The following is a 22,088-nucleotide window of genomic DNA, read 5'->3' on the forward strand; positions in this document are numbered from 1 at the left end:
TCCTGTGCCTGTTTTGCTGTGGTCGGTAAATCTGTACGTCTAGCCGTGAATCAACATGCCGCCGTTGACGTCGATGACGGCACCGGTGATGTAGGACGAAAGCTCCGATGCCAGGAACAGATAGGCACCGGCGATTTCCCGCGCTTCACCCAGGCGGTTGAGGGGAACCCCGCCGGCAATCTCGGCCTTCTGCTGATCGGACAGCTTGCCCGTGGTGATGTCGGTCTGGATCAGCCCCGGCGTCACGCAATTGACGCGAATGTTATCCGGTCCGAACTCGCGCGCCATGGCCTTGGCCAGACCGAGCACGCCGGCCTTGGCGGCCGAGTAATGCGGACCGCCGAGGATACCGCCGCCGCGCTGGGCCGACACCGACGACATGCAGGCAATCGAACCGGCGCCCTGTTGCTTCATGTAGGGAATGAGCGCCTGGGAAAGATAGAGGACGCCGCGCAGATTGACGTCGAGGATGCGATCCCAGCTTGCCTGATCGATCTCCAGGGTCTTGACCGGCTGGGTGATGCCGGCATTGTTGATCAGGACATCGACCTTGCCGAGCGCAGCCACGACCGCTTCGGCGGCTTTCTGGCAGGCATCGCGGTCGGCCACGTTGCAGGCCACACCGATATGTCCGGGGCCGATCGAGCCCGCGGCCTGGACGGCAGCAGCGCCATCCAGATCGAGAATGGCCACGCGCGCGCCGTGCTCGGCGAACAGCCTGGCCGTCGCCAACCCGATTCCGCGCGGGGAAGCCGCCCCCGAGATGACGGCAACCTTGCCGTCGAGCAGTCCGGTAACTTGTGTCATGGATTCTCCTTGGTCAGGGGGCTGTCGCCCCCGGTGGTCACGGTTGGCGGACTAGCCCAGCCAGCCCTTGATGGTTTGGATCATGGCCTCGGTCGAAATGCCGTAGCGGTCGTGCAGGGTCGGCAAGGCGCCGGCATCGAGGAAGGCATCCGGCAGCGCGATCTGGCGGAATGGCGGGGTGATGCCGGCCGTCAGCAAGGCCGTCGCCACCGCTTCGCCAAGACCGCCGATGACGGTATGGTTCTCGGCCACCACCACCAGGCGGCCGGAACGGCTGGCTTCGGCAATGATGGTCGCGGTATCGAGCGGCTTGATCGTCGGCACGTGGAGCACGCCGACGTCCACGCTGTCGGCCTGCAGCGCCTTGGCCACTTCCAGCGCCCGCATGGTCAGGATGCCGGAAGAGATGACCAGGACATCCCTGCCGTCGCGCAGCATCTTGGCCTTGCCCAACTCGAACTTGTAGTCGTACTCGTCGAGCACCAGGGGCACGTTGCCGCGCAGCAGGCGCATGTACACCGGCCCCTTGTGGGCGGCGATGGCCGGCACCGCCTGCTCGGTATCGAGGGCATCGCAGGGATCGACAATGGTCATGCCGGGAATGGCACGGACCAGGGCCAGATCTTCGGCGGCCTGGTGGCTCGGGCCGTAACCGGTGGTCAGGCCGGGCAGCGCGCAGCACATCTTGACGTTGAGGTTTTCCTCGGCGATCACCTGATGCACGAAGTCGAATGCGCGGCGCGTGCCGAACACCGCGTAGGTGGTCGCGAAGGGTACGAAGCCTTCCTTGGCCATGCCACCGGCAGAAGCCATCAGCAACTGCTCGGCCATGCCCATCTGGAAAAACCGCTCCGGGCAGGCCTGGGCAAACAGATGCAGGTCGGTGTATTTGGCCAGATCGGCGGTGAGGCCGACGATCTCCGGACGCTGGCGGGCCAGTTCGACGAGGGCGTGGCCGAACGGCGCGGCCTTCACCCGCTGACCTTCGGAAGCGATGGAGGCGATCATCGCCGAGGTTTTCAGGCGCGGCTTGGTGGTGGCGTTCATCGGGCGGCTCCTTGCGCTTGGTCGAGGATTTCGATGGCCTGCTGCCATTCGGGTGGATCGACCCGGATGAAGTGGTTCTTCTCGCGCGTCTCGAGGAAGGGAACGCCCTTGCCCATCAGCGTATCGACGAGGATCACCCGGGGCCTGGCATCGGGCAGTTGGCGCGCGGCATCGAACGCAGCGATGACGGCGGGCAGATCGTTGCCATTCACCCGCTGCACGTGCCAGCCGAAGGCTGCCCACTTGTCGGCGAGCGGCTCGAAGCCCATGACCTTCGACGACGGACCATCGGCCTGCTGGTTGTTGATATCGACCAGGCAGATGAGGTTGGCCAGGCCGTGGTGGGCGGCGCCCAGCGCGGCCTCCCAGGTGGAGCCCTCGTCGAGTTCGCCGTCCGACATCGAGTTGTACACGAAGGCGGGGTTGCCCTTCAGACGCAGGCCCAGGGCAATCCCGACCGCGATCGGCAAGCCCTGGCCGAGCGAGCCGCCGGAGATTTCCATACCCGGCGTGTAGGTCGCCATGCCGGACATCGGCAGGCGGCTGTCATCGCTGCCGTAGGTTTCCAGCTCCTCTTCCGGAAGAATGCCGGCCTCGATCAGCGCAGCGTAATGCGCGATGGCGTAGTGGCCGTGCGAGAGCAGGAAGCGGTCGCGCCCTTCCCACTCGGGATCCTCGGGTTTGAAATTCATGGCATGGCAGTACGCCGTTGCCAGCACATCGGCGTAACCCAGCGCCTGACCGACATAGCCCTGCCCCTGGACTTCGCCCATCTGCAGCGCATAACGGCGAATGCGGTAGGCGTGCTCGGCGATTCTGGCATGGGTCGCGGTATCGCAAGTTTCCACGCATATCTCCTCATCGGTGCCGGATCGACATCGCCTCCGATCGGCAGTGGTTGAAATTCTGGAAGAGAAACTCTCCACCTGGCGTCGCCTTTCCGCTGCTGCTGCGATGTGTCCGGCGAGTGATGAGTAGGTTAGGGACTTGCAGAAATTCACTCAAACGAATAATCATTCACTATTGTTTAACTCAGCTAATGTGAATGCTGCCATGCACCATCGTATTCCACTCAAAGCAGTACAAGCTTTTGAGGCGGCTGCGCGCCTTTCATCTTTTGCTCTCGCAGCAGAAGAATTGTTCGTGACGCCCTCCGCGATCAGCCAGCAAATCAAGAATCTGGAGGAGAAATTCGAGGTCCGCCTGTTCCATCGCGTCCACCGCGCCGTCGTCCTGACCGACGCCGGACGCCGCTACGCCGAGGAGATTTCAGCCGCTTTCGCGCGGATCGAGAGCGCCACCAAGGCCCTCGGACGGACCGCCAAAAGCGACATCCTGAGCGTGCATTCGACGCCCAGCTTCGCCACGCAGTGGCTGATGCCCCGCCTGGCCCGCTTCAGCGCCCTCTTTCCCGATATCGACGTCAGGCTGAATGCCTCCTATCCGGCGCCGGTCGATCTGTTGAAGGGGATTGCCGATATCGACATCCGCTACGGCATGGACAAATTGCTCCCGGCGGGCACGATGGTCTTCCCCTTTCCCCAGGAAACCATCGTCCCGCTCTGCTCACCGGCCCTCATCGCCGGTCCCAACCCGATCCGCAGCCCCGAAGACCTGCGCCACCACACGCTGATTCACAGCGAGGTCTGCTATGTCAGCTGGCAGGACTGGATGCGCCAGCATCGCAAGGTCAAGCTCGATATCTCGCGGGGGCCGCGTTTCGACCGCTCCTTCATGGCCATCAGCGCCGCTGCCGACGGCATCGGCGTGTGTCTGGAAAGCCTGCTGCTGGTCCAGCGGGAACTCGAATCGGGGCGCCTGATCGCGCCATTTGGGCTGGAAGGCCCGAAGGTTCAGGGCTATACCTTCAACATCCTGAGATCGCAGGCGGATTTGCCGAAGATACGGAATTTCCAGGACTGGCTGTTCGAGGAGCTACGCAAGATGCCATTGATGTAGGGCCGATGAAATCGCGCCGGCAGCAAACCCCGGAAAGCAAAAAGCCAGCTTTTCAGCTGGCTTTTCACATGAATCTCTGGCTCCTCGACCTGGGCTCGAACCAGGGACCTACGGATTAACAGTCCGGCGCTCTACCGACTGAGCTATCGAGGAACTATGCCGCCGTGACGGCGGAGGCGCGCATTATAGACAAAATTTTCGCCGGCGGTACAGTTCTCTGCAGCGTGCGTAAAATTCCCCGGCACACCGGTGACGATCGAGAACCCGGGCGCCCGCGACGATGTCTGAACCAGGCAAGGGAAATCAGGGGGGAAATATCTTGCTGGACTCATTGAAGGCCTGTCTCAGTCGCTGCTGCCTGCTGATTGCCTTGCTGTTGCCGGCGGTTGCTGCAGCGATCGATTTCAAGGAAGTGTTCGAAACGCACGGCACGATCATGCTGTTGATCGAACCCGACTCCGGCCGGATCGTCGACGCCAATCCTGCCGCAGCCAGTTTCTACGGATACGAGCGGGATGTGCTCAGGACGATGAGCATCCAGCAGATCAATACCCTGAGCCGGGAGCAGGTCGCCGCCGAGCGGGCCCAGGCCGAGCGCGAGGGGCGCAACTATTTCGTCTTCCGCCACGCGCTGGCCGATGGTCAGCTGCGCACGGTCGAGGTGCAATCGCAGCCGGTCACCGATAACGGTCGCCGGCTGCTGCTTTCGCTGATCCACGACGTCACGCCGGGGCGCCGCTTCGACCAGGGGATGCTCCATTACCAGCAAAGACTGGAAGAACTGGTCGCCTTGCGCACCGCCGAAGCGGAATTGCGCAATCACGTGATCATCGCCGTGCTGCTGGCCGGCTTGCTGGTCACCATTACGATCGTGCTCGCACTGTACTGGGCCATCCGCAAGCGCCGCCGGGCCGAGGCCGAGCTGCAGCGATTCACCCGCAACTTCGAGACCTTTCTCGACCACACCAGCGACTTCGTGTATTTCAAGGACGCCGACAGCCGTTTCCTGTTTTGCAGCCAGACGATGGCCGACATCACCGGTCACCGCCACTGGCGCGAGTTGCTGGGCAAGCACGACCGCGAGGTTTTCCCGCCGGAGACGGCAACGATCTACGAGGAAGAGGAACGCCAGATTTTTGCCGACGGCAAGCCGATGCTCGACTGGATCCAGCCCTATTACGACGCGCAGGGGCGGCACTGCTTCGTGCAGACCAACAAATGGCCGTTGTTCGACCAGCACGGCAAGGTCGTCGGCATTTTCGGCATCAGCCGCGACATCACCGAACACCGGCGGATCGAAGCCGAACTTGAAGGCTACCGCAACCACCTCGAGGCGCTGGTCGAAAACCGCACGGTCGAGCTGATCGCCGCTCGCGACGCTGCCGAAAGCGCCAATCGCGCCAAGAGCACCTTCCTGGCCAACATGAGTCACGAACTGCGGACGCCGCTCAACGGCGTGCTCGGGATGATCGAACTGGCCAGGCGGAACATGCAGGATGCCCGCGGGCAGAACCAGCTCGATCTGGCCAAACAGTCTGCTGAACGCCTGCTCAGGGTCCTCAACGACATCCTCGACATCGCCCGCATCGAAGCGGCCCGCGTCGTCCTCGACAACCTGCCCCTGCAACTCGGCCAGCGCGTCGACCGGGCGCTTGGCGAACTCGCCGCCGCGGCGGCCGCAAAAGACCTGGCGCTCAGCGCCGAGGTGCCGGCGGAACTCGCCACGCTGCCGCTCAAGGGCGACCCGCAGCGACTCGACCAGATCCTGCACCATCTGCTCGGCAACGCCATCAAGTTCACCGAACGGGGTACGGTCAGCGTCCGCGTCAGCACCATCGACGAAGGTCCCGACGCAGTGCGGGTGCGTTTCGCCATCATCGACACCGGCGTCGGCGTCGAAGCGGAAGCGCAGGCCCGCCTGTTCAGCGTTTTCGAGCAGGCCGACAACAGCAGCACCCGCCGCTACGGCGGCACCGGCCTCGGCCTGGCCATCAGCAAACGCCTGGTGCAACTGATGGGTGGCGAGATCGGCGTGAACAGCACGGCGGGCCAAGGCAGCGAGTTCTGGTTTATCCTAGTGCTGAAGAAACAGGAGTCTGCCGCCCCGCCGGCAAGCACAACAACACCATGAAGGACTACCTGCCCGACTGGGCACACCCGTGGCTGGAACTGATCACCCTCGGCCTGCAGATCGTTCTCATCATCGCCGCCGCGCTGCTGTTGCGCGCCCTAGTCGTGCGCATCATCACCCGCCTGGTACGCAGCCACAACCTGCCGCTCGAGCTGATCGTCGGCGGCCGGCGCTTCACCAGCATCGTCGTGTTCACCAGCGTCGTCCTGCTCGTGCTCGACCGCTTCAACGTCTCCGGCGCGGTGCTGTGGACCGCCATCACCGGCTTCGCGACGGTCGCCGCGGTGGCCTTCTTTGCCGCCTGGAGCGTGCTTTCCAACATCTTCTGCGCGGTGCTGATCTACACCACCCGGCCCTTTCGCCTGCACGACCACATCGAGATCCTGGAAAATGGCGACAAGCCCGGCCTCGGCGGCGAGGTGCTGGACATCCGGCTGATCTACACGACCATCCGCGAAACCCTGCCCGGCCGCGAGCCGACCTTGCTGCAGGTGCCCAACAGCCTGTTCTTCCAGCGCCTGTTGCGGGTCCGCATCGTCGACGGCGAACTGCCGCCGCTGCATTCCTGATCGACGCTTGACAGTCCGCCGGCCCTTCCCCGACACTGCCCCCATGAACTTCACCGCCAGCGCACTCCGCCGACGTACCGCCGACGCCCGACGTCAATCGGGCGAGCCGGGCCGCGCGCACGCTCAGCGACGGCGGATGGCAGCGCGCCGCTAGCGGCGCCGACGCAAACCCGGCGTCACCCCCGCTTTTTCGCACCAGGCCACGGCTCACCCCGTGGCCTTTTTGTTGCGCCCCCGTTTTTCCCCTGTGGTTTTTTGCCTTTTCAAGGAGTCGACCGTGAACCATCCATCCGCCCTTCCTTCCGCCGCCAGCCTGATGCCGATCGCCGCCCGCCCGGACGTCCTCTTCGTCCGCGGCCAAGGCGCCTGGCTGTTCGATGCCGCAGGCCGCCGCTACCTCGACTGGATGCAGGGCTGGGCGGTCAATTGCCTGGGCCATTCGCCGCAGGTGATCGTCGATGCCGTTGCGCAACAGGCGGCGACGCTGCTCAACCCCGGCCCGGCCTTTCACAACCTGCCGGCGATGCGCCTGGCCGAGAAACTCACTGCGCACAGCGGCTTCGACCACGTCTTCTTCGCCAGCTCCGGCGCCGAGGCCAACGAAGGCGCGATCAAGCTGGCGCGCAAGTGGGGGCAGTTGCACAAGGGCGGCGCGCACGAGATCGTCACCTTCGTCGACGGCTTCCACGGGCGCACGCTGGCGACCATGTCGGCCAGCGGCAAGCCCGGCTGGGACACGCTTTTCGCGCCGCAGGTGGCGGGCTTCCCGAAAGCGCGGCTGAACGACATCGCCACGGTCGACCGGCTGATCGGGCCAAAAACCGTCGCCGTCATGCTCGAACCGATCCAGGGCGAGGCCGGCGTCATCCCGGCCAGCGGCGACTTCCTGCGCCAGTTGCGGCAGTTGTGCGACGAGCGGCAACTGCTGCTCATCGTCGACGAAGTGCAGACCGGCGTCGGCCGCACCGGCCACCTCTTCGCCCATAGCGCGCACGGCATCCAGCCGGACATCATGACGCTCGGCAAGGGTCTCGGCGGCGGACTGCCGATCTCGGCGCTGCTCGCCACCCGCGCCGCCTCCTGCTTCGCGCCCGGCGACCAGGGCGGCACCTACTGCGGCAACCCGCTGGTCTGCGCCGCCGGGCTGGCCGTGCTCGACACCCTGCTCGCCGACGGCTTCCTCGCCGCCAGCCGGCAGCGCGGCGAGCAGCTCGCCGCCGCGCTGCGCGCGCTGTCCTCCGAACTCGGCCTCGGCGCAGTGCGCGGCGAAGGTTTCCTGCTCGCCCTCGAACTCGGCACCGACCTCGGCCCGGCCATCGCCACCCGCGCCCGCGACCTCGGCCTGCTGGTCAACGCGCCGCGCCCGCACTGCCTGCGCCTGATGCCGGCGCTGAACACCAGCGCCGCGGAAATCACCGAAGGCATCGCCCTGCTCCGCCGCGCCATTGCCGACGTGCAAGAGGCACAAGCATGAGCCCGGCGTCGACGCGCAATTCACGCCGCCGGTCGAACGCCTGACGTTCACGGTCAACCTGCCCGGCGAGGCAAATTTGCCCGGCAGCCACGGCGAACCGCTGGCGGCGGTGCTGCAAGTGCTGGAAAGCGCCGGCGATTACCGCGAAGTCGCCGACCATCTGCCGGACATCGACATTACAATCAGATAAAAAACCCAGGAGACAAACATGCCCGTCAAGATCATCGGCCTGATCCGCCTGAAAGACCCGACCGCCTTCGAAACCTACCGCAAGCAGGTCGGCGCCACCGTCGAACACCACGGCGGCAGCATCGTCGCCCGCGGCACGGTCGACAAGACCTACTGGAACGAACTCCCCTGCGCCGCCTTCGAGGCCTGCGTCGAACTCAGCTTCCCAAGCACCGAAGCCGCCGACCGCTGGGCCGACAGCCCGGAATACCGGGCAATCGTGCCGGTGCGCGAGAAGGCAATGGATTTGCTGTTGTTTCGGGTGGATGGGTGAGGTGGTAGCGCTTTGGTGGCTGCTGTCGGCCATAACCAGTCATTCAAGATTTACCCTGATAGCCGCCATCCCGTCGCCTTTCCGACGTCCGCATTATTGGAGTTGTTATACAACCCAGCCGACGCGACTTCCTTGATCGAGTAGCGATTCCGAAAGCATAATGGCTGCATGAATATCTATTCATGCTCGGACGCAGCGGGTCCGTCAAGTAACCGTTATGCATCTCAAGGAGACACCGATGGCTGCTGAAGTGGTACTCGATACACTTCTTTTTGTTGATACCAATGTTCTTTTGGATTTCTACCGAATCAGGAAGACTGACATCAGCACGAAGTATCTTGAGCAGTTGGAGGCCTGCAAGGACCGACTGATCGTCGGTTCACAGATCGAGATGGAGTACAAGAAGAACCGCCAGCGTGTCATCGTTGAGTCGTTGAACAACTTTACTGCCCCGGACTGGGGAAAGCTTACAGTTCCCGCACTTGTTGCTGACCTTCAAGCAACCAAGATGATCGACAAGAAGAAAAAAGAGCTTATTGCGCAACACAAGAAGGTCAACGAAAAAATTCAAGCAGTCCTCAGTGATCCAACACATCACGACCCCGTGTATCAAACGTTACAGCGCATTTTCAAGAACAATTCACCATTCAATCTTTCCCGCTCAAAGAAGGAGCGCTTTTCGGTACGAAATTTAGCCAAAAAGCGGTTCACACTTGGCTATCCGCCAAGAAAGCAAGGCGACACATCCATTGGTGACGCAGTGAACTGGGAATGGATTGTCAAATGCTCAGCCGATAGCGGAAAGCACGTCGTAATAGTTACTCGGGACACCGATTACGGAGCAATTTACGACGGAAAATCATATTTGAATGACTGGCTTAAGCAGGAATTCAGCGAGCGAGTAAGCAAGAAGAGAAAAATAATCCTCACCGACAAACTGTCGGCAGGTCTCAAAATCGTCCATGCTGCCGTCACGAAGGAAATGGAAGAGGAAGAGGAAAAGCTGTTGGCGGAAATTCTTGCGGAATTCGAAGACCTTTCCGATGCATAGCAATCCGGACCAGCAGATAGTCGGCCAGCTGCGCTGACCGTCTGCCGCTGACCTTTGTCGTTCCTAACCGTCCGCTTTTTTATGTGCCGTAGTTCCGCTTTGGGTCGAAAACAGCCCCCAAAAAGCCAAACGGCCATCTCCTGAGAGATGGCCGTTTGGCTTTGTTCTGGCTCCTCGACCTGGGCTCGAACCAGGGACCTACGGATTAACAGTCCGGCGCTCTACCGACTGAGCTATCGAGGAAAAGTCCCGCCGGGCGGCGAGAGGCGCGGATTATAACCAGGTTTTCGGAAAAGGCCTAGTGCTCTGCGTCTTCGTCGGTCGCTGCGGTTTTTTCCGGATTTTCACGGTCGACCGTCAAACTCGCGGCTTTTTCCAGTTCGGCCTGGCGGGTGGCGCGCAGGGTCGGGGTTTCCAGGCTGATGCGGCCGAGGGTGCCGGTGCGGTAGTCGTTGAGCAGGATGCCGGCGGCCTTTTCCAGGTCGAGCTCGCCGCCGCGGCCCTTGATGATGCAGCCGCGCTTGCGGGCGATGCCTTCGAGCACGGCAACCGCGTCCATGCCTTGCAGGTCGAAGCCGTAACGGGCCTGGAGCAGCGCCGGGTAGTGTTCGAGCAGGTAACCGGCGAGCCAGGTGGCGACTTCGTCGTCGATGTAGGCGTTGACGCCGACCGAGTGGCTGGCGGCCATCATCAGGCCGTCGATCGGGTGGTCGATCTTCGGCCAGAGCATGCCCGGGGTGTCGTAGATGGTCAGCCGCGAGCTGATGTCGATGCGCTGCTGGCTCTTGGTCACCGCCGGCTGGTCGCCGACGGCGGCGACCTTCTTCTTGACCAGGGCGTTCATCAGCGTCGATTTGCCGACGTTGGGGATGCCCATGATCATCAGCCGCAGCGGCTTGACCGCGTCGTTGCGGTGCGGCGCCAGTTTCTGCGCCAGGCCGGGGATCTTGGCGACGTCGCCGGGTTTCTTGCACGAGATGGCGACCGCCATCACGCCCGGCTGCTTGCCGAAGTGTTCGAGCCAGGCCTTGGTCACCGCCGGGTCGGCGATGTCGGCCTTGTTCAAGAGCTTCAGGCAGGGGCGCTGGCGGAAGGTGCGCAGCTCGTGGATCATCGGGTTGCTGGAGGCCTGCGGCAGGCGGGCGTCGAGCACTTCGACGACGACGTCGGCCATGGCCAGCGTCTCGCCCGCTTTCTTGCGGGCCTGGGTCATGTGACCGGGATACCACTGGATCGACATCGTTCAGCCTCCGGTGACGGGCGGGAAGAAGGCGATTTCGTCGCCGTCGCGGATCGCGGCGTCGGCCTTGGCCATTTCCTGATTGACGGCGCAGCGCAGGTTCCTGGCGGTGGCCAGTTCGGCCCGGCCCTGGCCGACCAGCCAGTCGCGCAGCTGGCCGACGCTGGCGACGCCGGCCGGCAGCTCGACGGTTTCGCCGGCAGTGCCGAAGGCTTCGCGCAGGCTGGCGAAGTAAAGGATGTTCACGCTCATGCCAGCAACTCCGCAAAAGTGACGAAACGGACGCTGTCGCCCGCTTGAACCGCCTGTCCCGGCGGATTGAGGACCAGCCCGTCGCTCCAGCACAGCGAGGTGACGACGGCCGAACCCTGGTTCGGGTAAAGCTCGACGCGGCCGGCGTCGTTGATCCGGGCGCGCAGGAATTCGAGGCGGCTGTCCGGCCGGCTCCAGGTGAAGTCGGCGGTCAACGGCAGGCGCTTCGGCAGCACCTCGGCGACGCCCTGCAGGCGCAGGATGAAGGGGCGCACCAGCATCAGGCATGTGACGAAGGCGGCGACCGGATTGCCCGGCAGGCCGATGAACCATGCCTTGCCGCCGTCGGGCTTGCGCACTTCGCCGAAAGCCAGCGGCTTGCCCGGCTTGATCGCGATCTTCCACATGTCGAGCCGGCCTTCGGCTTCGACTGCCGGCTTGACGTGGTCTTCCTCGCCGACCGAGACGCCGCCGCTGGTGACGATCAGGTCGTTGTCGGCGGCGGCGAGGCGCAGCGCGTCGCGGGTGGCGTCGAGGCGGTCGGGCACGCTGCCGAGGTCGCGCACTTCGCAGCCGAGGCCTTCGAGCAGCGCGCGCAGCGCATAGCGGTTGGAGTTGTAGATGGCGCCGGGCGGCAGCGGCTCACCGGGTTGGACCAGTTCGTCGCCGGTGAAGAACATGCCGACGCGCACGCGCCGATGCACCGGCAGTTCCGGCAGGCCGGCCGAGGCGGCGAGCGCGATTTCCTGGGCGCGCAGGCGGATGCCGGCAGGCAGGATTTCGTTGCCGGCGGCGATGTCCTCGCCGCGTCGGCGGATGTTCTCGCCGGGGCGCGGCAGGTGGTTGAGGGTGACGACGCCGTCGCCGGCGTCGCAGCGCTCCTGCATGATCACCGCGTCGGCGCCGGCCGGCACCGGGGCGCCGGTGAAGATGCGGGCGGCGCTGCCGGGCTGCAGTTCGCTGCCGACGCTGCCGGCGGGAATGCGCTGGCTGACCGGCAGCGTCACGCCGGCCTGCGGCAGATCGCCAAGGCGCACGGCGTAGCCGTCCATCGCCGAATTGTCGAGCGGCGGCACGTCGACCGTGGACGTCTGCGCCTGCGCCAGCACGCGGCCGGCGGCGGCGGTCAGCGGAACGTGGCGGACTTCGGCCACCGGGCGGGCGGCGGCAAGCAATTGTTCGAGGGCTTGTTCGTAACTGAGCATGATCAGACCTTGAGTTGGCAGTGGCCGATGATGAAGTCGGCCAGCGCGGCGATGTCGTTGAGCGGCAGCACCGGGATGGTCGCGGCAATGGCTGCGTCGCTGGCGACGGCAACGATGTCGTCGCGTTCGGCAAAGAGCGGCGGCTTGCCGTGGGCCGGCCGGTGCACCTCCAGCTTGGGCACCGGTTCCTGCTTGAAGCCCTCGACCAGCACCAGGTCGCACGGCGCCAGCCGGGCCAGCAGTTCGGCCAGTTGCGGCTCGGGCTCGGCGCGGCATTCGTGCATCAGCGCCCAGCGCGTGCCGCAGGCGAGCATCACCTCGGCAGCGCCGGCCTCGCGGTGGCGCCAGGAATCCTTGCCGGGTTTGTCGATGTCGAAACCGTGGTGCGCGTGCTTGATCACCGAGACCTTGAGGCCGCGCGCGATCAGCGCCGGAATCAGCTTTTCCAGCAGCGTCGTCTTGCCGGAGCCGGACCAGCCGGCGATGCCAAAAACTTTCATGCCCGGATTCTACCCGTTCAGGCCGCGAACACCGGCGCGAAGCCGCCGCCGGGGGTGCGGAAGTTGGTCGTCTGCCCCTGGTAGAGGCGGGCCGCGACGCACTGGATGCGGCCGGCGTAAACGTAGCAGCGGAAGTCGGCCTTCATCGTCTGCGCTTCGCCATTGACGATGACTTCGTGCTCGGAAGGCGGGGCGATTTCCTGGGCGATGTAATGGCCGGCGAGGATTTCGTCGAAGACGCGGCGGGTCAGCTTGTCGCCGCGATAGGCGGCGCGGCTGCCGAAACCGGCCGGCGGCTTGAAGAACCAGCGCTTGCGCCCGGCCCACAGCGCTTCGGCGTCGGCCGGATCGACCGCGATGGTGCGCGGCACGCCGGCCTGCAAAATTGCCTGGATCTGACGGTCGACCGTCAGATCGGCGAGTTTTTGCGGGTCGGAGAGGGTCATCAGGTGGCGCTTGTCGGCGTGCGTCGCATGCACCGCCGGGTGCGGCGTCAGGACCACGCCGCCGGCCGCGAAGACGGCAGCGATGTCACGGTCGACCGGCGTTTCCAGGTAAAAATCGGTGAGCCGGTTGTAGATCAGGTCGACCGGCTCGCCGGCCAGCAGCAGGCGGTCGCCGGCGCGGACGAAATCGGCCGGGTCGGCAATCGCCGCAGCGATGCCATGGGCGACGAAGAGCTCGCGGAAGAGTTCGAACTCCGGCGCCAGGAACTGCCCGGCCGGCGCCTCGTCGACGATGGCGATGCGGGTCAGCGGCGCGCCGCCGCGCGCCAGCCGCCACTCGGTGCGGAACATGGCGACGATCTCGGCAACGAAGGCGGCCGCCGCGTCGGCGTGGCCGCGAGCGGCCAGCAGGTAGGCGTTGAGCAGGCCGCCGCCGGCGTTGGTGTTGATCTCGATGAGTTTCGGGCCGGCGGCCGTCAGATGGAAGTCGTAGCCCATGAACACGCCGCGCGCCGCGGTCGGCACGCGGGCGATGGCCGGCGCGGCGGCAAGCGCGGCGTCGCGCAGGGCCGGCAGCGCCAGCACCGTTTCGCAGGCGTCGACGATGGCCGCCATCGCCGCCAGCTGCGCCGGCTCGACGCGGATTTCGGCGGCGGAGAAGAGTTGCGGCTGGCGCGCCGCGATCTGGTCGAAGGTGGTTTTCATCGGTTGGCGAAGAAATCGAGGACGACCTGCAGCTCGCGCGTCCGCTTCATCGGCGGCAGGCTCTGCCAGACGCGGCGGCCGTAGGGTTTGGTGATCAGGCGCGGGTCGCAGATCATCAGCACGCCCTTGTCGGCCTCGTCGCGGATCAACCGGCCGGCGCCCTGCTTGACGTTGATCACGGCGCGCGGCAGCTGGTATTCGATGAAGGCGTTGCGCCCCTGCTTCTTCATTTCCTCGATCCGTGCCGAGAGCACCGGATCGTCGGGCGGGGCGAAGGGAATCTTGTCGATGACCACCAGCGAGAGCGCCTCGCCGCGCACGTCCACGCCTTCCCAGAAACTCTGGCTGCCGACCAGGATCGCCGCGCCGTGGTGGCGGAAGCGCTGCAGCAGGTCGTTCTTGCTGCCCTCGCCCTGGACCAGCAAGGGCATGTCGAGGCCTTCTTCCTCGAGCCTGGCCTTGAGCAGCTCGTGGGTGCGGCGCATCGCGCGCAGGCTGGTGCACAGGAAGAAAGCGCCGCCGCGCGCCGCCTTCAGCGCCGGCCAGGCGGCATCGACGACGGCCTCGGTGTAGTTCCAGGCGTTCGGGTCGGGCATGCCGAGCGGCGCGTAGAGCACGGCCTGCTCGCCGTAGTCGAAAGGACTCTGCCAGCAGGCCGAATCGGGGTCGCCGAGACCGAGTTCGGCGCAGTAATGATGGAACTTGCCCTGCACGGCGAGCGTCGCCGAGGTGAAGATCCAGGCGCGCGGATGCCCGCCCATCTGCTTGCGGAAGATGCTGGCGACGTCGAGCGGCGTCGCGTTGAGCTGCAATGAATGGGTGAAGGCCTCGCCCCAATAGACGTAGCCGGCGTCGGCCGGTTGCTGCCACTGGCCGAGCTGGCGGACCAGATCGCCGGCGCGCTGCCAGCACTTTTCCAGGCCTTCGGCGCGCTCGGCCTGGGTTTCGAGGATGGCGGCGAAGCGCCCGGTTTCTTCGAGCAGGACCTGCAAGGCCGGGGCAAACTCCGGCTTTTCCAGCAACTGGCCGGCGGAGAAACGGCCGGTATCGAGGCCGACGGCCAGGCGCAGGTCCTTGGCCGCCTTTTCCAGCGCCTTGCTCGCCACCGGCAGGTCGAGGCAGTCGCGCGCGTGGGTCAGCGCCTCGGTTCGCGCGTCGCGGGCGAGATCGAGGAATTGCGCGGTGGACACGCTGTCGCCGAAGAACAGCGTCGCCACTTCCGGCAACTGGTGGGCTTCGTCGAAGATCACCGTGTTGCAGGCCGGGAGCAGTTCGGCCATGCCCTCGTCGCGGAGCATCACGTCGGCGAAGAAGAGATGGTGATTGACCACGACCAGGTCGGCGGCCATCGCCTCCTTGCGCGCCTGCATCACGAAGCAGTCCTTGTAGTCGGGGCAGTCCTGGCCGAGACAGTTGTCGCGCGTCGAAGTGACATGACCCCACACCGGCGAATTTTCGTTGACCTCGACGCACTCGGCCTTGTCGCCGGTCTGCGTGGTCTTGGCGAAGACCGAGATGCGGCGCGCGTCGGCGGCGTCCTCGCGGCTCAGGAAGCGGCCGTCGGCCAGCGAGCGCTGCAGGTGGTAGGGACAGACGTAGTTGGCGCGGCCCTTGAGCAGCGCGATCCTGACCGGCGCCTTGAGGATCTCGCGCACGGTCGGCAGGTCCTTGTTGAACAGCTGGTCCTGCAGCGTCTTGGTGCCGGTCGACACGATCACCTTGCCGTTCGACTTGAGCGCCGGCACCAGGTAGGCGAAGGTCTTGCCGGTGCCAGTGCCGGCCTCGGCGATGAACACCGCGTTGTTGCGGATCGCCTCGGCGATGCGCTCGGCCATCTCGACCTGCTGCGGGCGAATGCGGTAACCGTCGATGGCGCGGGCGAAGGCGCCGTCGGGCGAGAAGATTTCCTGGAGGCTGGACAAGATCGGCGAAGGGGCGGCGAGGAATGCGGCCGCGGCATCTTAACAGAAGCCCGGCCAACGCACCGCAGCGCGCCTTTTGCATTGCAACATGATTTCCCGAAACAATCGCGAAACCATTGCACAGCGCGGATTCTGTTTTTGTTGCAACGCACAATTTTTTGACAAAAAACGGCGTCGACCGTGATAGATTGCGAACTACAGGAAACGAATCGCCCCGCCGTCATGCGCCAGCCCCCATCGCCAGCCCACTTCACCCCGCGCCGCCCGAGCGTGCCGCAGCGGCTGTGCGGGCTGCTCTTCGCGCTTTTCCTGCTCGCCCACCTGTTGCTGCTCGCCGGCCTTGCCCTGCGCGCCGACGCGGTCGGCGAAATCGTGCAGGCAATCCACGCGCACGGACTGCTGGCCAAGCCGCATCCGGCACTGCTCTCGCTGGTCGCCGCCGGCGTCACCGGCCTGCTCGTCAGCCAGGCCTGGCTGGCCCTGCGCCGCCTCGCCCGCCGTCACGAGCCGGCGGGTGTCGACGGCCTCGGCTGGCTGCAGGCCGGCAGCAGCATCGCCGTCTTCCTGTTCACCGGCGACTACCTGCACGGCCTGCTCAACCCGCCGGCCACCGAAGCTGCCGGCAGCGGCATCTGGCCGGTCTGCATCGCCCTGCTCTTCGCCATCGAGGTGCACGCCGGCGTCATCATCTACCGTCGTTTCGCCGGCAACGGCGACAGCGCACGGCCATCGGCACCGCCACGGCTGCGCCATGCCTTTGCCGCATTCTTCCTCGTCCTCGGCGTCGGCACGCTCGCCGCCTGGAACGAAATTGCCCCCGGCGGTGCCGAGGCGCCACCGGTCATGCCGCTCCCGGGCAAGCCTCTCGATCGGCAGGCAACGAATCCGGCAACCACAGGTTGAACTCGGCACCGGCCTCGCTCTCGCCGAGGAAAGCCCGCCCGCCGTGCAGTTCGGCGATGCGCCGGACCAGGTAGAGCCCGAGCCCGGCACCGGGAATGTCGGCACGGTGCTGGCCGCGCACGTAGCAGTCAAAAAGCTGCTCGCGCAGCGCCGGCGGGATGCCCTCGCCGTGGTCGCGAACCCTGACCAGCACGGCGCCGGCCTGCACCAGCACGGCGACCTCGACCGGCTGGTCCGCCGGCGAATAGGCCAGGGCATTGCCGATCAGGTTCTTGATGGCGACGGCGACCAGTTCCCGGTCGGCGTCGACCATGACCGTCGCCGGCGCACTCACCGCAATCCGCTGCGCCGCCTCGAAATCGGCGACCAGGCGGGCAACCAGCGCAACCAGGTCGAAACGCTGCGGGCGCAGCACCAGCGATGAACCGTCGAGCCGGTCCTTGTGCAGGAAGCATTCGCTGAGGGCGCTCAACCGCTTGACGCCACGGCGGATCCGGTCGAGCCGGCGGCCGACTTCGGGCGTCCCGGCATCGACCAGATGGCTCAGGGTCTGCGCCGCGCCGTCGATCATCGCCAGCGGCGTCTTGATTTCATGCGAGAGCATCGCCACCAGGCGCCCCTGCTCCTCGCGCGAACGGCGCTCGGCCAGGGCCCGCTGCTCGGCCAGCGCCAGCTGCGCCGCATCCAGCTTGCGCCAGTGATGCTGGCGATAGAGCAAGGCCAGCACCAGCACCAGGCCAAGCGCCAGCACTTCCCAGAGCAGCCGGTAGTCGACCCGGGTGACCAGGCTGATCGCCGCGTGACGGTTGGCGATCGCGTCGCGCTCGTTCTGGGTCAGCGTGGCGACGCCCTTGTCGAGGATGTCGCGCAACATCGGCTCGCCATTGACGACGCCGATCCGGAGCACGTTGTCGTAGCCCGGCAGGCGACCGCCGATCTTCAGGCTGAACAGGCCTTCCTTGCGGATGGTGTGGGCGGTGATCATCAACGAGCGCAGGGTCATGTCGGCGACCCCGGAGGCGACCAGGTGCATCGCCTCCTCCTCGCTCACCGTCGGAATGATCCGGAGCTGCGGATAGTCCCGCTCGAAACGCTCCTTGACCATGGTCCCGGCCGGCAGGGCGACGCTTTTGCCCGCCGCCTGGCGAAGGTCGGCGATATCCGGCTGATCGGCGCGGACGATGATCACGTTCGGGTCGGCGAACAAGGGCTCGGTGAACAGCAGCCAGCGGTCACGCTCGGGCGTCTGGTTGAGAAAGCTCATCAGCTGGCAGCGACCGCTGCGCGAGGCTTCCAGGCTCTCGGTCCAACTCGCCGTGGGATAGATGCGGAGCGTCACCCCGGCCCGCCGGGCGACCAGTTCGATCAGATCGGCGGCAATCCCCTCGTGGCGCCCCGCCGGCGAAAGCCGCTCGAAGGGAAACCAGTCCGGATCGGTGCACAGGCTGACCGGACCCAGACGGTCGAGATAAGCCAGCTCGGCCTCGCTCAGCCGGATTCCCGCAGCGCCGGCGGGCGTCGCGGCAAACAGCAGGGCGGCGACGAGAAGCAGTAGGGAATGGATTTTCACGCCGCAATCTTGCCACAGACAAGCCGCCGCCAAGCGCCCGATCCCCGGCCTGGCGGGCAAAGCGCCTTGACGGCAGGCACCGCGGACGGGATCATCGCCGGCGAACGCCTTTTACCGAGCCTCCACCAAACAATGATCCAGATCGCCGTCGTCGACGACAACCAGGACCTCACCGACGATGTCCTGTTCGCGCTCCGGCATGCCGGTTTCACCGCCATCGCCTGCGCCAGCGGCAAGGAACTCGATGCCTTGCTGCAGACCCAGTTGCCGGACATCGCCATTCTCGACATCGGCCTGCCCGACGAGGACGGCCTCGACATCGCCAGCCGCCTGCGCAGCCGCCATCCGGAAATCGGCATCGTCATGCTGACCGCCAGAACCACGCTCAACGACCGCATCGAGGGGCATCTGCGCGGCGCCGACAACTACCTCTGCAAGCCGATCGAGATGAGCGAACTGGTTGCCGTGGTCCAGGCGAGAGCACGGGCAATCGAGGCCAGCCGGCGGATCGCCGGCCAGTGGCGCTTCGCGCCGGCCGAACTGGCGCTCTACCTGCCGAACGGCGAGCGCCTGCCGCTCACCGCCGCCGAACACCTGGTGCTGTCGACCCTGCTCCAGCAACCCCAGCAGCAAGCCGACCGCGACCTGCTGGTCAAGGCCCTGGGCGGACGCCCCGAAGACTACGACATCCGCCGCCTGGAAGTGACGATCAGCCGCCTGCGCCAGAAAATCCGCGCCGTCAGCCCCGACACCAACCCGATCCGCGCCCTGCGCAACCGCGGCTACGCTTTTCTTTACCCAGTGCGTTACGAGTAGGCGCCCTCTTCAGACCGGATGCAAGGAAATGTAAGCAATCAGACAACCCGAGTCACTACGATATCGGGATTGCATTTCCCAATAACAACATCGATTCGCTTCCGGAGATTTCAATGCTCGCATCTCGCGCCCAAAATTGCAGCGCAAGCTTCATCAAAAAAACCCCACTCGCTGCAGCCATCGCAGCCATGCTTGCGAGCATTGGCATGAGCTCGGCGCTGGCCGCTCCAATTACCCTTGAAGGCAACTACATCAAGATCGGAACCAGCGATCTTGGCACCATTGGTTCGGGTGGGAACACCTCCCCAGGCATCCTTTACGACAACACCGGCACGGGCACTTTCAATACTGCCTACGATTACCTGACACCAGGCACCCCCTTTGAGGGTTTCACGGTTCGCGCGACATCTGGCGGAACTACCTACAACGCCATGTCAAACAACGACCCCGGCAATACCACTAGCGGTCTCACCGGCACGCTGGCCAACGCCTCCAGTGGCAGCTACCGCGGCGTGGTGTGGACCGGCTCTTACACACCAACCAGCGAAACCAAACTTTTCGATATCGTCAACACGGTTGGTTTCAATGCTACCGACAAGCAGGTCAAGATCACAACGACGATCACGGCAGCCCGAGCACTGACCGATCTCTACTTCGTCCGCTACACCGACCCAGACGCTCAGGCTGCCGGCGGGGATACATCCAGCACCACCAATATCAGGGGACAGGGCAGCGTTGCCGCCACCAATCTGGTCTATGCTGAAGCCCTGGTTAGCAAATATGTCATCGGCCTGCTTTCCAATGCCTCATCTGGTGTCAATACCGGCGTATCCTCTATGTGGAGCACGGATCCGACGGTCTATCAGAACGGCACCAATGATGGCAATGGCGACTACACCATCGGCCTCAGCCACTACCTGAGTTCGCTTGCCCTCAACGACTCGATCACCTTCACTTACTACTACATCTTCGGTTCCGACATCGCCGCAGCCATCGAAGCTTCGCTCGGCCCCGGCACTCGTGTGGTCAGCGCAGCCAACCTGCAAGGCAACTCGCCAGCGCGCGGCGCTGCCACCGTGATCGACGCCAATCCGGCACTACTCAACCTGTTCTCAGGACTCTCCGGCAATACCGAAGTCTCCAACGCCGCCTCGCAGACCCTGCCGCTGCTCACCGGCGGCTCGCAGATCGCCTCCCAGAATGCGCTCAATGGCATCAACCGGGTCATCCAGGCGCGGATGTCGGCGAATCGCGGGATGTCGTCCGGCGACGTGTTCACCGGCGACAAGAATTTCTGGCTCAAGCCCTTCGGTTCGCGGGCGACCCAGGATACGACCCAGGGCGTTTCCGGCTACAAGGCGGAAACCTACGGCCTGGCAGCGGGTTTCGACGATGCGGTCAGCCCGTCGCTGCGCCTGGGGGTTGCCTTCGCCTACGCCGGCAGCAACATCGACAGCAATTCCAAGGTCGCCAAGCAAAGCGCCAAGGTCGATGTCTACCAGCTGATCGGCTACGGCAGCTACAGCCTCGACGAGCGCACCGAGATCAACTTCCAGGTCGACGCCGGACGCAATGTCAACGACGGCAAGCGCACCATCGCCTTCACCAACACGGTCGCCAAGTCCGACTACAACAGCACCAGCGCCCACGTCGGTGTTGGCTTCGCTCGGACCTACCCGATCAGCAGCCGGACCTCGCTGATCCCGTCGGTACGCGCGGACTACACCTGGATCCGCGACGATTCCTACCGTGAGAAGGACGCCGGCCTGCTCAACCTTGACGTCAACGGCCGCTCGACCAAATCCTTCATCGTCGGCATCGACGGCAAGGTTGCGCACCAACTGAACGAACGGACGACCCTGACGGCCAATCTCGGCGTCGGCTACGACACGATCAACGAGCGTTCGGCGATCACTGCCGCCTTTGCCGGCGCGCCCGGCGCCGCCTTCGTCACCTACGGCATCGACCCCAGCCCGTGGATCGGCCAGGCCGGCCTCGGCCTGGCCTACCAGGCCAGCAACGGCATCGAGGTCAGCGGCCGCTACGATGCCGAGCATCGCACCGGCTTCCTCAACCACACCGCATCGATGAAGGTCCGCTGGTCGTTCTGATCCGGCCGACTCAACGCTCCGGGGCTGCGGCTACAATGCCGCAGCCCTTTTTCTTTTGTCCGCGATGAAACCCTGGCTCGCCCTGCTGCCGCTTTGCCTCGCTGCCTGCAGCAGCCTGCCGACGCCGGCCGAGCGCCGGCAGCTGGCCGAGACGCTGGCGGCGCAGCATGCCTGGCAGGCGCTCGACATCGCCGGCGAACGCCTGACGCTGCGCGCCTGGCTGCCGGCGAAGGCAGCGGCTGCCGACGAACTGACGATCTATATCGAGGGCGACGGCCTGGCCTGGCTGAGCAGCAGCCAGCCGTCGGCCGACCCGACGCCGCGCGAACCGCTGGCGCTGCGCCTGGCGCTGGCCCAGCCGGCCGGCAACGCCGCCTATCTGGCGCGCCCCTGCCAGTACGTGAGCAGCCCCGGTTGCCGCCAGGCGGACTGGACCGAGGGGCGCTTCGCGGCCGACCTGGTCGCCGCGACGAATCTTGCGGTCGACCGCCTGAAACAGCGATTTTCTGCCCGCCGGCTGACCCTGGTCGGCTATTCCGGCGGTGCCGCGATCGCCGCGCTGGTTGCTGCCCGCCGCGACGACGTCGGGCGCCTGGTCAGCGTCGCCGGCAATCTCGACCACCGCGCCTGGACGACGCTGCAACGGATCAGCCCGCTCGCCGGCTCGCTCAATCCGGTCGATGCGGCCGGCCGCCTGGCGGCGATTCCGCAGCGTCACTTCGTCGGCGGCAAGGACCGCATCGTGCCTGCCGCCGTTGCCGAATCCTACGTGCGCAGCGGCGCGGCCAAGCCGGCGTCAATCACGGTGATCGAGGATTTCGACCACCACTGCTGCTGGGCCGCGCGCTGGCCCGAACTGTGGCGGATGCGCTGAAGCC

21 protein-coding genes and 2 tRNA genes are annotated in these 22,088 nt (G+C 65.3%); 11 read left to right on the top strand and 12 right to left on the bottom strand.

Translation table 11 applies throughout. The annotated features are described in order from the left end of the window. Window positions 1-39: 39 nt before the first annotated feature. The 3 genes from DFR40_RS04970 to DFR40_RS04980 are packed head-to-tail and all read right to left on the bottom strand — an operon-like array spanning window position 40 to window position 2,702. The gene (locus DFR40_RS04970) at window positions 40-807 is read right to left on the bottom strand and encodes an SDR family NAD(P)-dependent oxidoreductase (protein ID WP_121457354.1); all 768 of its coding nucleotides are present in this window, start codon (window positions 805-807) and stop codon (window positions 40-42) included. Between the two features lie 51 nt (window positions 808-858). Further along, window positions 859-1,854 carry a transketolase family protein gene (locus DFR40_RS04975; RefSeq protein WP_121457355.1) on the bottom strand — a complete coding sequence of 332 codons (996 nt, stop codon included), beginning with the start codon at window positions 1,852-1,854 and terminating at the stop codon, window positions 859-861. Beyond that, window positions 1,851-2,702 (bottom strand): transketolase, encoded by an 852-nt coding sequence (locus tag DFR40_RS04980; RefSeq protein WP_121457356.1) that lies wholly within the window; start codon window positions 2,700-2,702, stop codon window positions 1,851-1,853. Before DFR40_RS04980 ends, DFR40_RS04975 begins: the two co-directional genes overlap by 4 nt. 205 nt (window positions 2,703-2,907) lie before the next feature. On the opposite strand from DFR40_RS04980, the gene gcvA reads away from it, so the two are divergent. Further along, complete coding sequence (gene gcvA / locus DFR40_RS04985) at window positions 2,908-3,813, top strand: transcriptional regulator GcvA (protein WP_173579287.1); 906 nt, start codon at window positions 2,908-2,910, stop codon at window positions 3,811-3,813. Between the two features lie 77 nt (window positions 3,814-3,890). On the opposite strand, the gene DFR40_RS04990 is transcribed toward gcvA, so the two are convergent. Continuing rightward, window positions 3,891-3,966, bottom strand: a tRNA-Asn gene (locus DFR40_RS04990). A gap of 166 nt (window positions 3,967-4,132) precedes the next feature. Here DFR40_RS04990 and DFR40_RS04995 point away from each other — a divergent pair. From DFR40_RS04995 to DFR40_RS05020, 6 genes are all read left to right on the top strand, one after another. After that, complete coding sequence (locus tag DFR40_RS04995; RefSeq protein WP_211329723.1) at window positions 4,133-5,944, top strand: PAS domain S-box protein; 1,812 nt, start codon at window positions 4,133-4,135, stop codon at window positions 5,942-5,944. Further along, window positions 5,941-6,513 carry a mechanosensitive ion channel family protein gene (locus tag DFR40_RS05000; protein WP_121457359.1) on the top strand — a complete coding sequence of 191 codons (573 nt, stop codon included), beginning with the start codon at window positions 5,941-5,943 and terminating at the stop codon, window positions 6,511-6,513. The genes DFR40_RS04995 and DFR40_RS05000 overlap by 4 nt, the downstream gene beginning before the upstream one ends. Window positions 6,514-6,790: 277 nt before the next feature. Further along, window positions 6,791-7,987 carry an acetylornithine transaminase gene (locus DFR40_RS05005; protein ID WP_245985603.1) on the top strand — a complete coding sequence of 399 codons (1,197 nt, stop codon included), beginning with the start codon at window positions 6,791-6,793 and terminating at the stop codon, window positions 7,985-7,987. Beyond that, a complete protein-coding gene (locus DFR40_RS05010) occupies window positions 7,959-8,177 on the top strand; it encodes a hypothetical protein (protein WP_121457360.1) in 219 nt (72 codons plus the stop codon). Before DFR40_RS05005 ends, DFR40_RS05010 begins: the two co-directional genes overlap by 29 nt. 18 nt (window positions 8,178-8,195) lie before the next feature. After that, window positions 8,196-8,489: a DUF1330 domain-containing protein gene (locus DFR40_RS05015; RefSeq protein ID WP_121457361.1), complete on the top strand. Its 294-nt coding sequence runs from the start codon at window positions 8,196-8,198 to the stop codon at window positions 8,487-8,489. A 238-nt stretch (window positions 8,490-8,727) separates the two neighbouring features. Next, window positions 8,728-9,540: a PIN domain-containing protein gene (locus DFR40_RS05020; RefSeq protein ID WP_121457485.1), complete on the top strand. Its 813-nt coding sequence runs from the start codon at window positions 8,728-8,730 to the stop codon at window positions 9,538-9,540. Window positions 9,541-9,707: 167 nt separating this feature from the next. Here DFR40_RS05020 and DFR40_RS05025 read toward each other — a convergent pair. The 7 genes from DFR40_RS05025 to yoaA form a co-directional block, all read right to left on the bottom strand. Beyond that, window positions 9,708-9,783: transfer RNA gene (locus DFR40_RS05025), tRNA-Asn, on the bottom strand. A 55-nt stretch (window positions 9,784-9,838) separates the two neighbouring features. Then, window positions 9,839-10,780: a ribosome biogenesis GTPase YlqF gene (gene ylqF, locus DFR40_RS05030; RefSeq protein WP_121457362.1), complete on the bottom strand. Its 942-nt coding sequence runs from the start codon at window positions 10,778-10,780 to the stop codon at window positions 9,839-9,841. A 3-nt stretch (window positions 10,781-10,783) separates the two neighbouring features. Further along, window positions 10,784-11,032, bottom strand: a complete 249-nt coding sequence (gene moaD, locus DFR40_RS05035; protein ID WP_121457363.1) for a molybdopterin converting factor subunit 1 — start codon at window positions 11,030-11,032, stop codon at window positions 10,784-10,786. Continuing rightward, on the bottom strand, window positions 11,029-12,237 hold the full coding sequence (locus DFR40_RS05040) for a molybdopterin molybdotransferase MoeA (protein ID WP_121457364.1): 1,209 nt from the start codon (window positions 12,235-12,237) through the stop codon (window positions 11,029-11,031). Before DFR40_RS05040 ends, moaD begins: the two co-directional genes overlap by 4 nt. A 2-nt stretch (window positions 12,238-12,239) precedes the next feature. Next, window positions 12,240-12,737, bottom strand: coding sequence for a molybdopterin-guanine dinucleotide biosynthesis protein B (mobB, locus tag DFR40_RS05045; RefSeq protein WP_121457365.1), 498 nt, complete (start codon window positions 12,735-12,737; stop codon window positions 12,240-12,242). A 17-nt stretch (window positions 12,738-12,754) separates the two neighbouring features. Next, window positions 12,755-13,888, bottom strand: coding sequence for a hypothetical protein (locus DFR40_RS05050; RefSeq protein ID WP_121457366.1), 1,134 nt, complete (start codon window positions 13,886-13,888; stop codon window positions 12,755-12,757). Next, a complete protein-coding gene (gene yoaA / locus DFR40_RS05055; RefSeq protein ID WP_245985604.1) occupies window positions 13,885-15,810 on the bottom strand; it encodes a DNA repair helicase YoaA in 1,926 nt (641 codons plus the stop codon). Before yoaA ends, DFR40_RS05050 begins: the two co-directional genes overlap by 4 nt. Before the next feature lie 222 nt (window positions 15,811-16,032). On the opposite strand from yoaA, the gene DFR40_RS05060 reads away from it, so the two are divergent. Then, window positions 16,033-16,713 (top strand): succinate dehydrogenase/fumarate reductase transmembrane subunit, encoded by a 681-nt coding sequence (locus DFR40_RS05060; RefSeq protein ID WP_147431288.1) that lies wholly within the window; start codon window positions 16,033-16,035, stop codon window positions 16,711-16,713. On the opposite strand, the gene DFR40_RS05065 is transcribed toward DFR40_RS05060, so the two are convergent. After that, window positions 16,652-18,283, bottom strand: a complete 1,632-nt coding sequence (locus tag DFR40_RS05065) for an ATP-binding protein (RefSeq protein ID WP_170160157.1) — start codon at window positions 18,281-18,283, stop codon at window positions 16,652-16,654. The two genes, DFR40_RS05060 and DFR40_RS05065, sit on opposite strands and share 62 nt — an antisense overlap. Before the next feature lie 132 nt (window positions 18,284-18,415). On the opposite strand from DFR40_RS05065, the gene DFR40_RS16920 reads away from it, so the two are divergent. From DFR40_RS16920 to DFR40_RS05080, 3 genes are all read left to right on the top strand, one after another. Next, complete coding sequence (locus DFR40_RS16920; protein WP_170160158.1) at window positions 18,416-19,099, top strand: response regulator transcription factor; 684 nt, start codon at window positions 18,416-18,418, stop codon at window positions 19,097-19,099. A 431-nt stretch (window positions 19,100-19,530) separates the two neighbouring features. After that, window positions 19,531-21,210, top strand: coding sequence for an autotransporter family protein (locus tag DFR40_RS05075; protein ID WP_170160159.1), 1,680 nt, complete (start codon window positions 19,531-19,533; stop codon window positions 21,208-21,210). A 64-nt stretch (window positions 21,211-21,274) separates the two neighbouring features. Then, window positions 21,275-22,084 carry an alpha/beta hydrolase gene (locus tag DFR40_RS05080; protein WP_121457370.1) on the top strand — a complete coding sequence of 270 codons (810 nt, stop codon included), beginning with the start codon at window positions 21,275-21,277 and terminating at the stop codon, window positions 22,082-22,084. Window positions 22,085-22,088 lie beyond the last annotated feature (4 nt).

The organism is Azonexus fungiphilus (genome assembly GCF_003634965.1).
GTDB lineage: Bacteria > Pseudomonadota > Gammaproteobacteria > Burkholderiales > Rhodocyclaceae > Azonexus > Azonexus fungiphilus.

Coding starts and splice junctions, on each gene's coding strand:
- DFR40_RS05040 (WP_121457364.1), bottom strand. CDS start 12,237: ATGCTCAGTTACGAACAAGCCCTCGAACAATTGCTTGCCGCCGCCCGC.
- moaD (WP_121457363.1), bottom strand. CDS start 11,032: ATGAGCGTGAACATCCTTTACTTCGCCAGCCTGCGCGAAGCCTTCGGC.
- DFR40_RS05000 (WP_121457359.1), top strand. CDS start 5,941: ATGAAGGACTACCTGCCCGACTGGGCACACCCGTGGCTGGAACTGATC.
- DFR40_RS05050 (WP_121457366.1), bottom strand. CDS start 13,888: ATGAAAACCACCTTCGACCAGATCGCGGCGCGCCAGCCGCAACTCTTC.
- DFR40_RS05060 (WP_147431288.1), top strand. CDS start 16,033: ATGCGCCAGCCCCCATCGCCAGCCCACTTCACCCCGCGCCGCCCGAGC.
- mobB (WP_121457365.1), bottom strand. CDS start 12,737: ATGAAAGTTTTTGGCATCGCCGGCTGGTCCGGCTCCGGCAAGACGACG.
- ylqF (WP_121457362.1), bottom strand. CDS start 10,780: ATGTCGATCCAGTGGTATCCCGGTCACATGACCCAGGCCCGCAAGAAA.
- DFR40_RS05020 (WP_121457485.1), top strand. CDS start 8,728: ATGGCTGCTGAAGTGGTACTCGATACACTTCTTTTTGTTGATACCAAT.
- DFR40_RS04970 (WP_121457354.1), bottom strand. CDS start 807: ATGACACAAGTTACCGGACTGCTCGACGGCAAGGTTGCCGTCATCTCG.
- DFR40_RS05075 (WP_170160159.1), top strand. CDS start 19,531: ATGTCAAACAACGACCCCGGCAATACCACTAGCGGTCTCACCGGCACG.
- DFR40_RS04975 (WP_121457355.1), bottom strand. CDS start 1,854: ATGAACGCCACCACCAAGCCGCGCCTGAAAACCTCGGCGATGATCGCC.
- DFR40_RS05015 (WP_121457361.1), top strand. CDS start 8,196: ATGCCCGTCAAGATCATCGGCCTGATCCGCCTGAAAGACCCGACCGCC.
- DFR40_RS05080 (WP_121457370.1), top strand. CDS start 21,275: ATGAAACCCTGGCTCGCCCTGCTGCCGCTTTGCCTCGCTGCCTGCAGC.
- DFR40_RS16920 (WP_170160158.1), top strand. CDS start 18,416: ATGATCCAGATCGCCGTCGTCGACGACAACCAGGACCTCACCGACGAT.
- gcvA (WP_173579287.1), top strand. CDS start 2,908: ATGCACCATCGTATTCCACTCAAAGCAGTACAAGCTTTTGAGGCGGCT.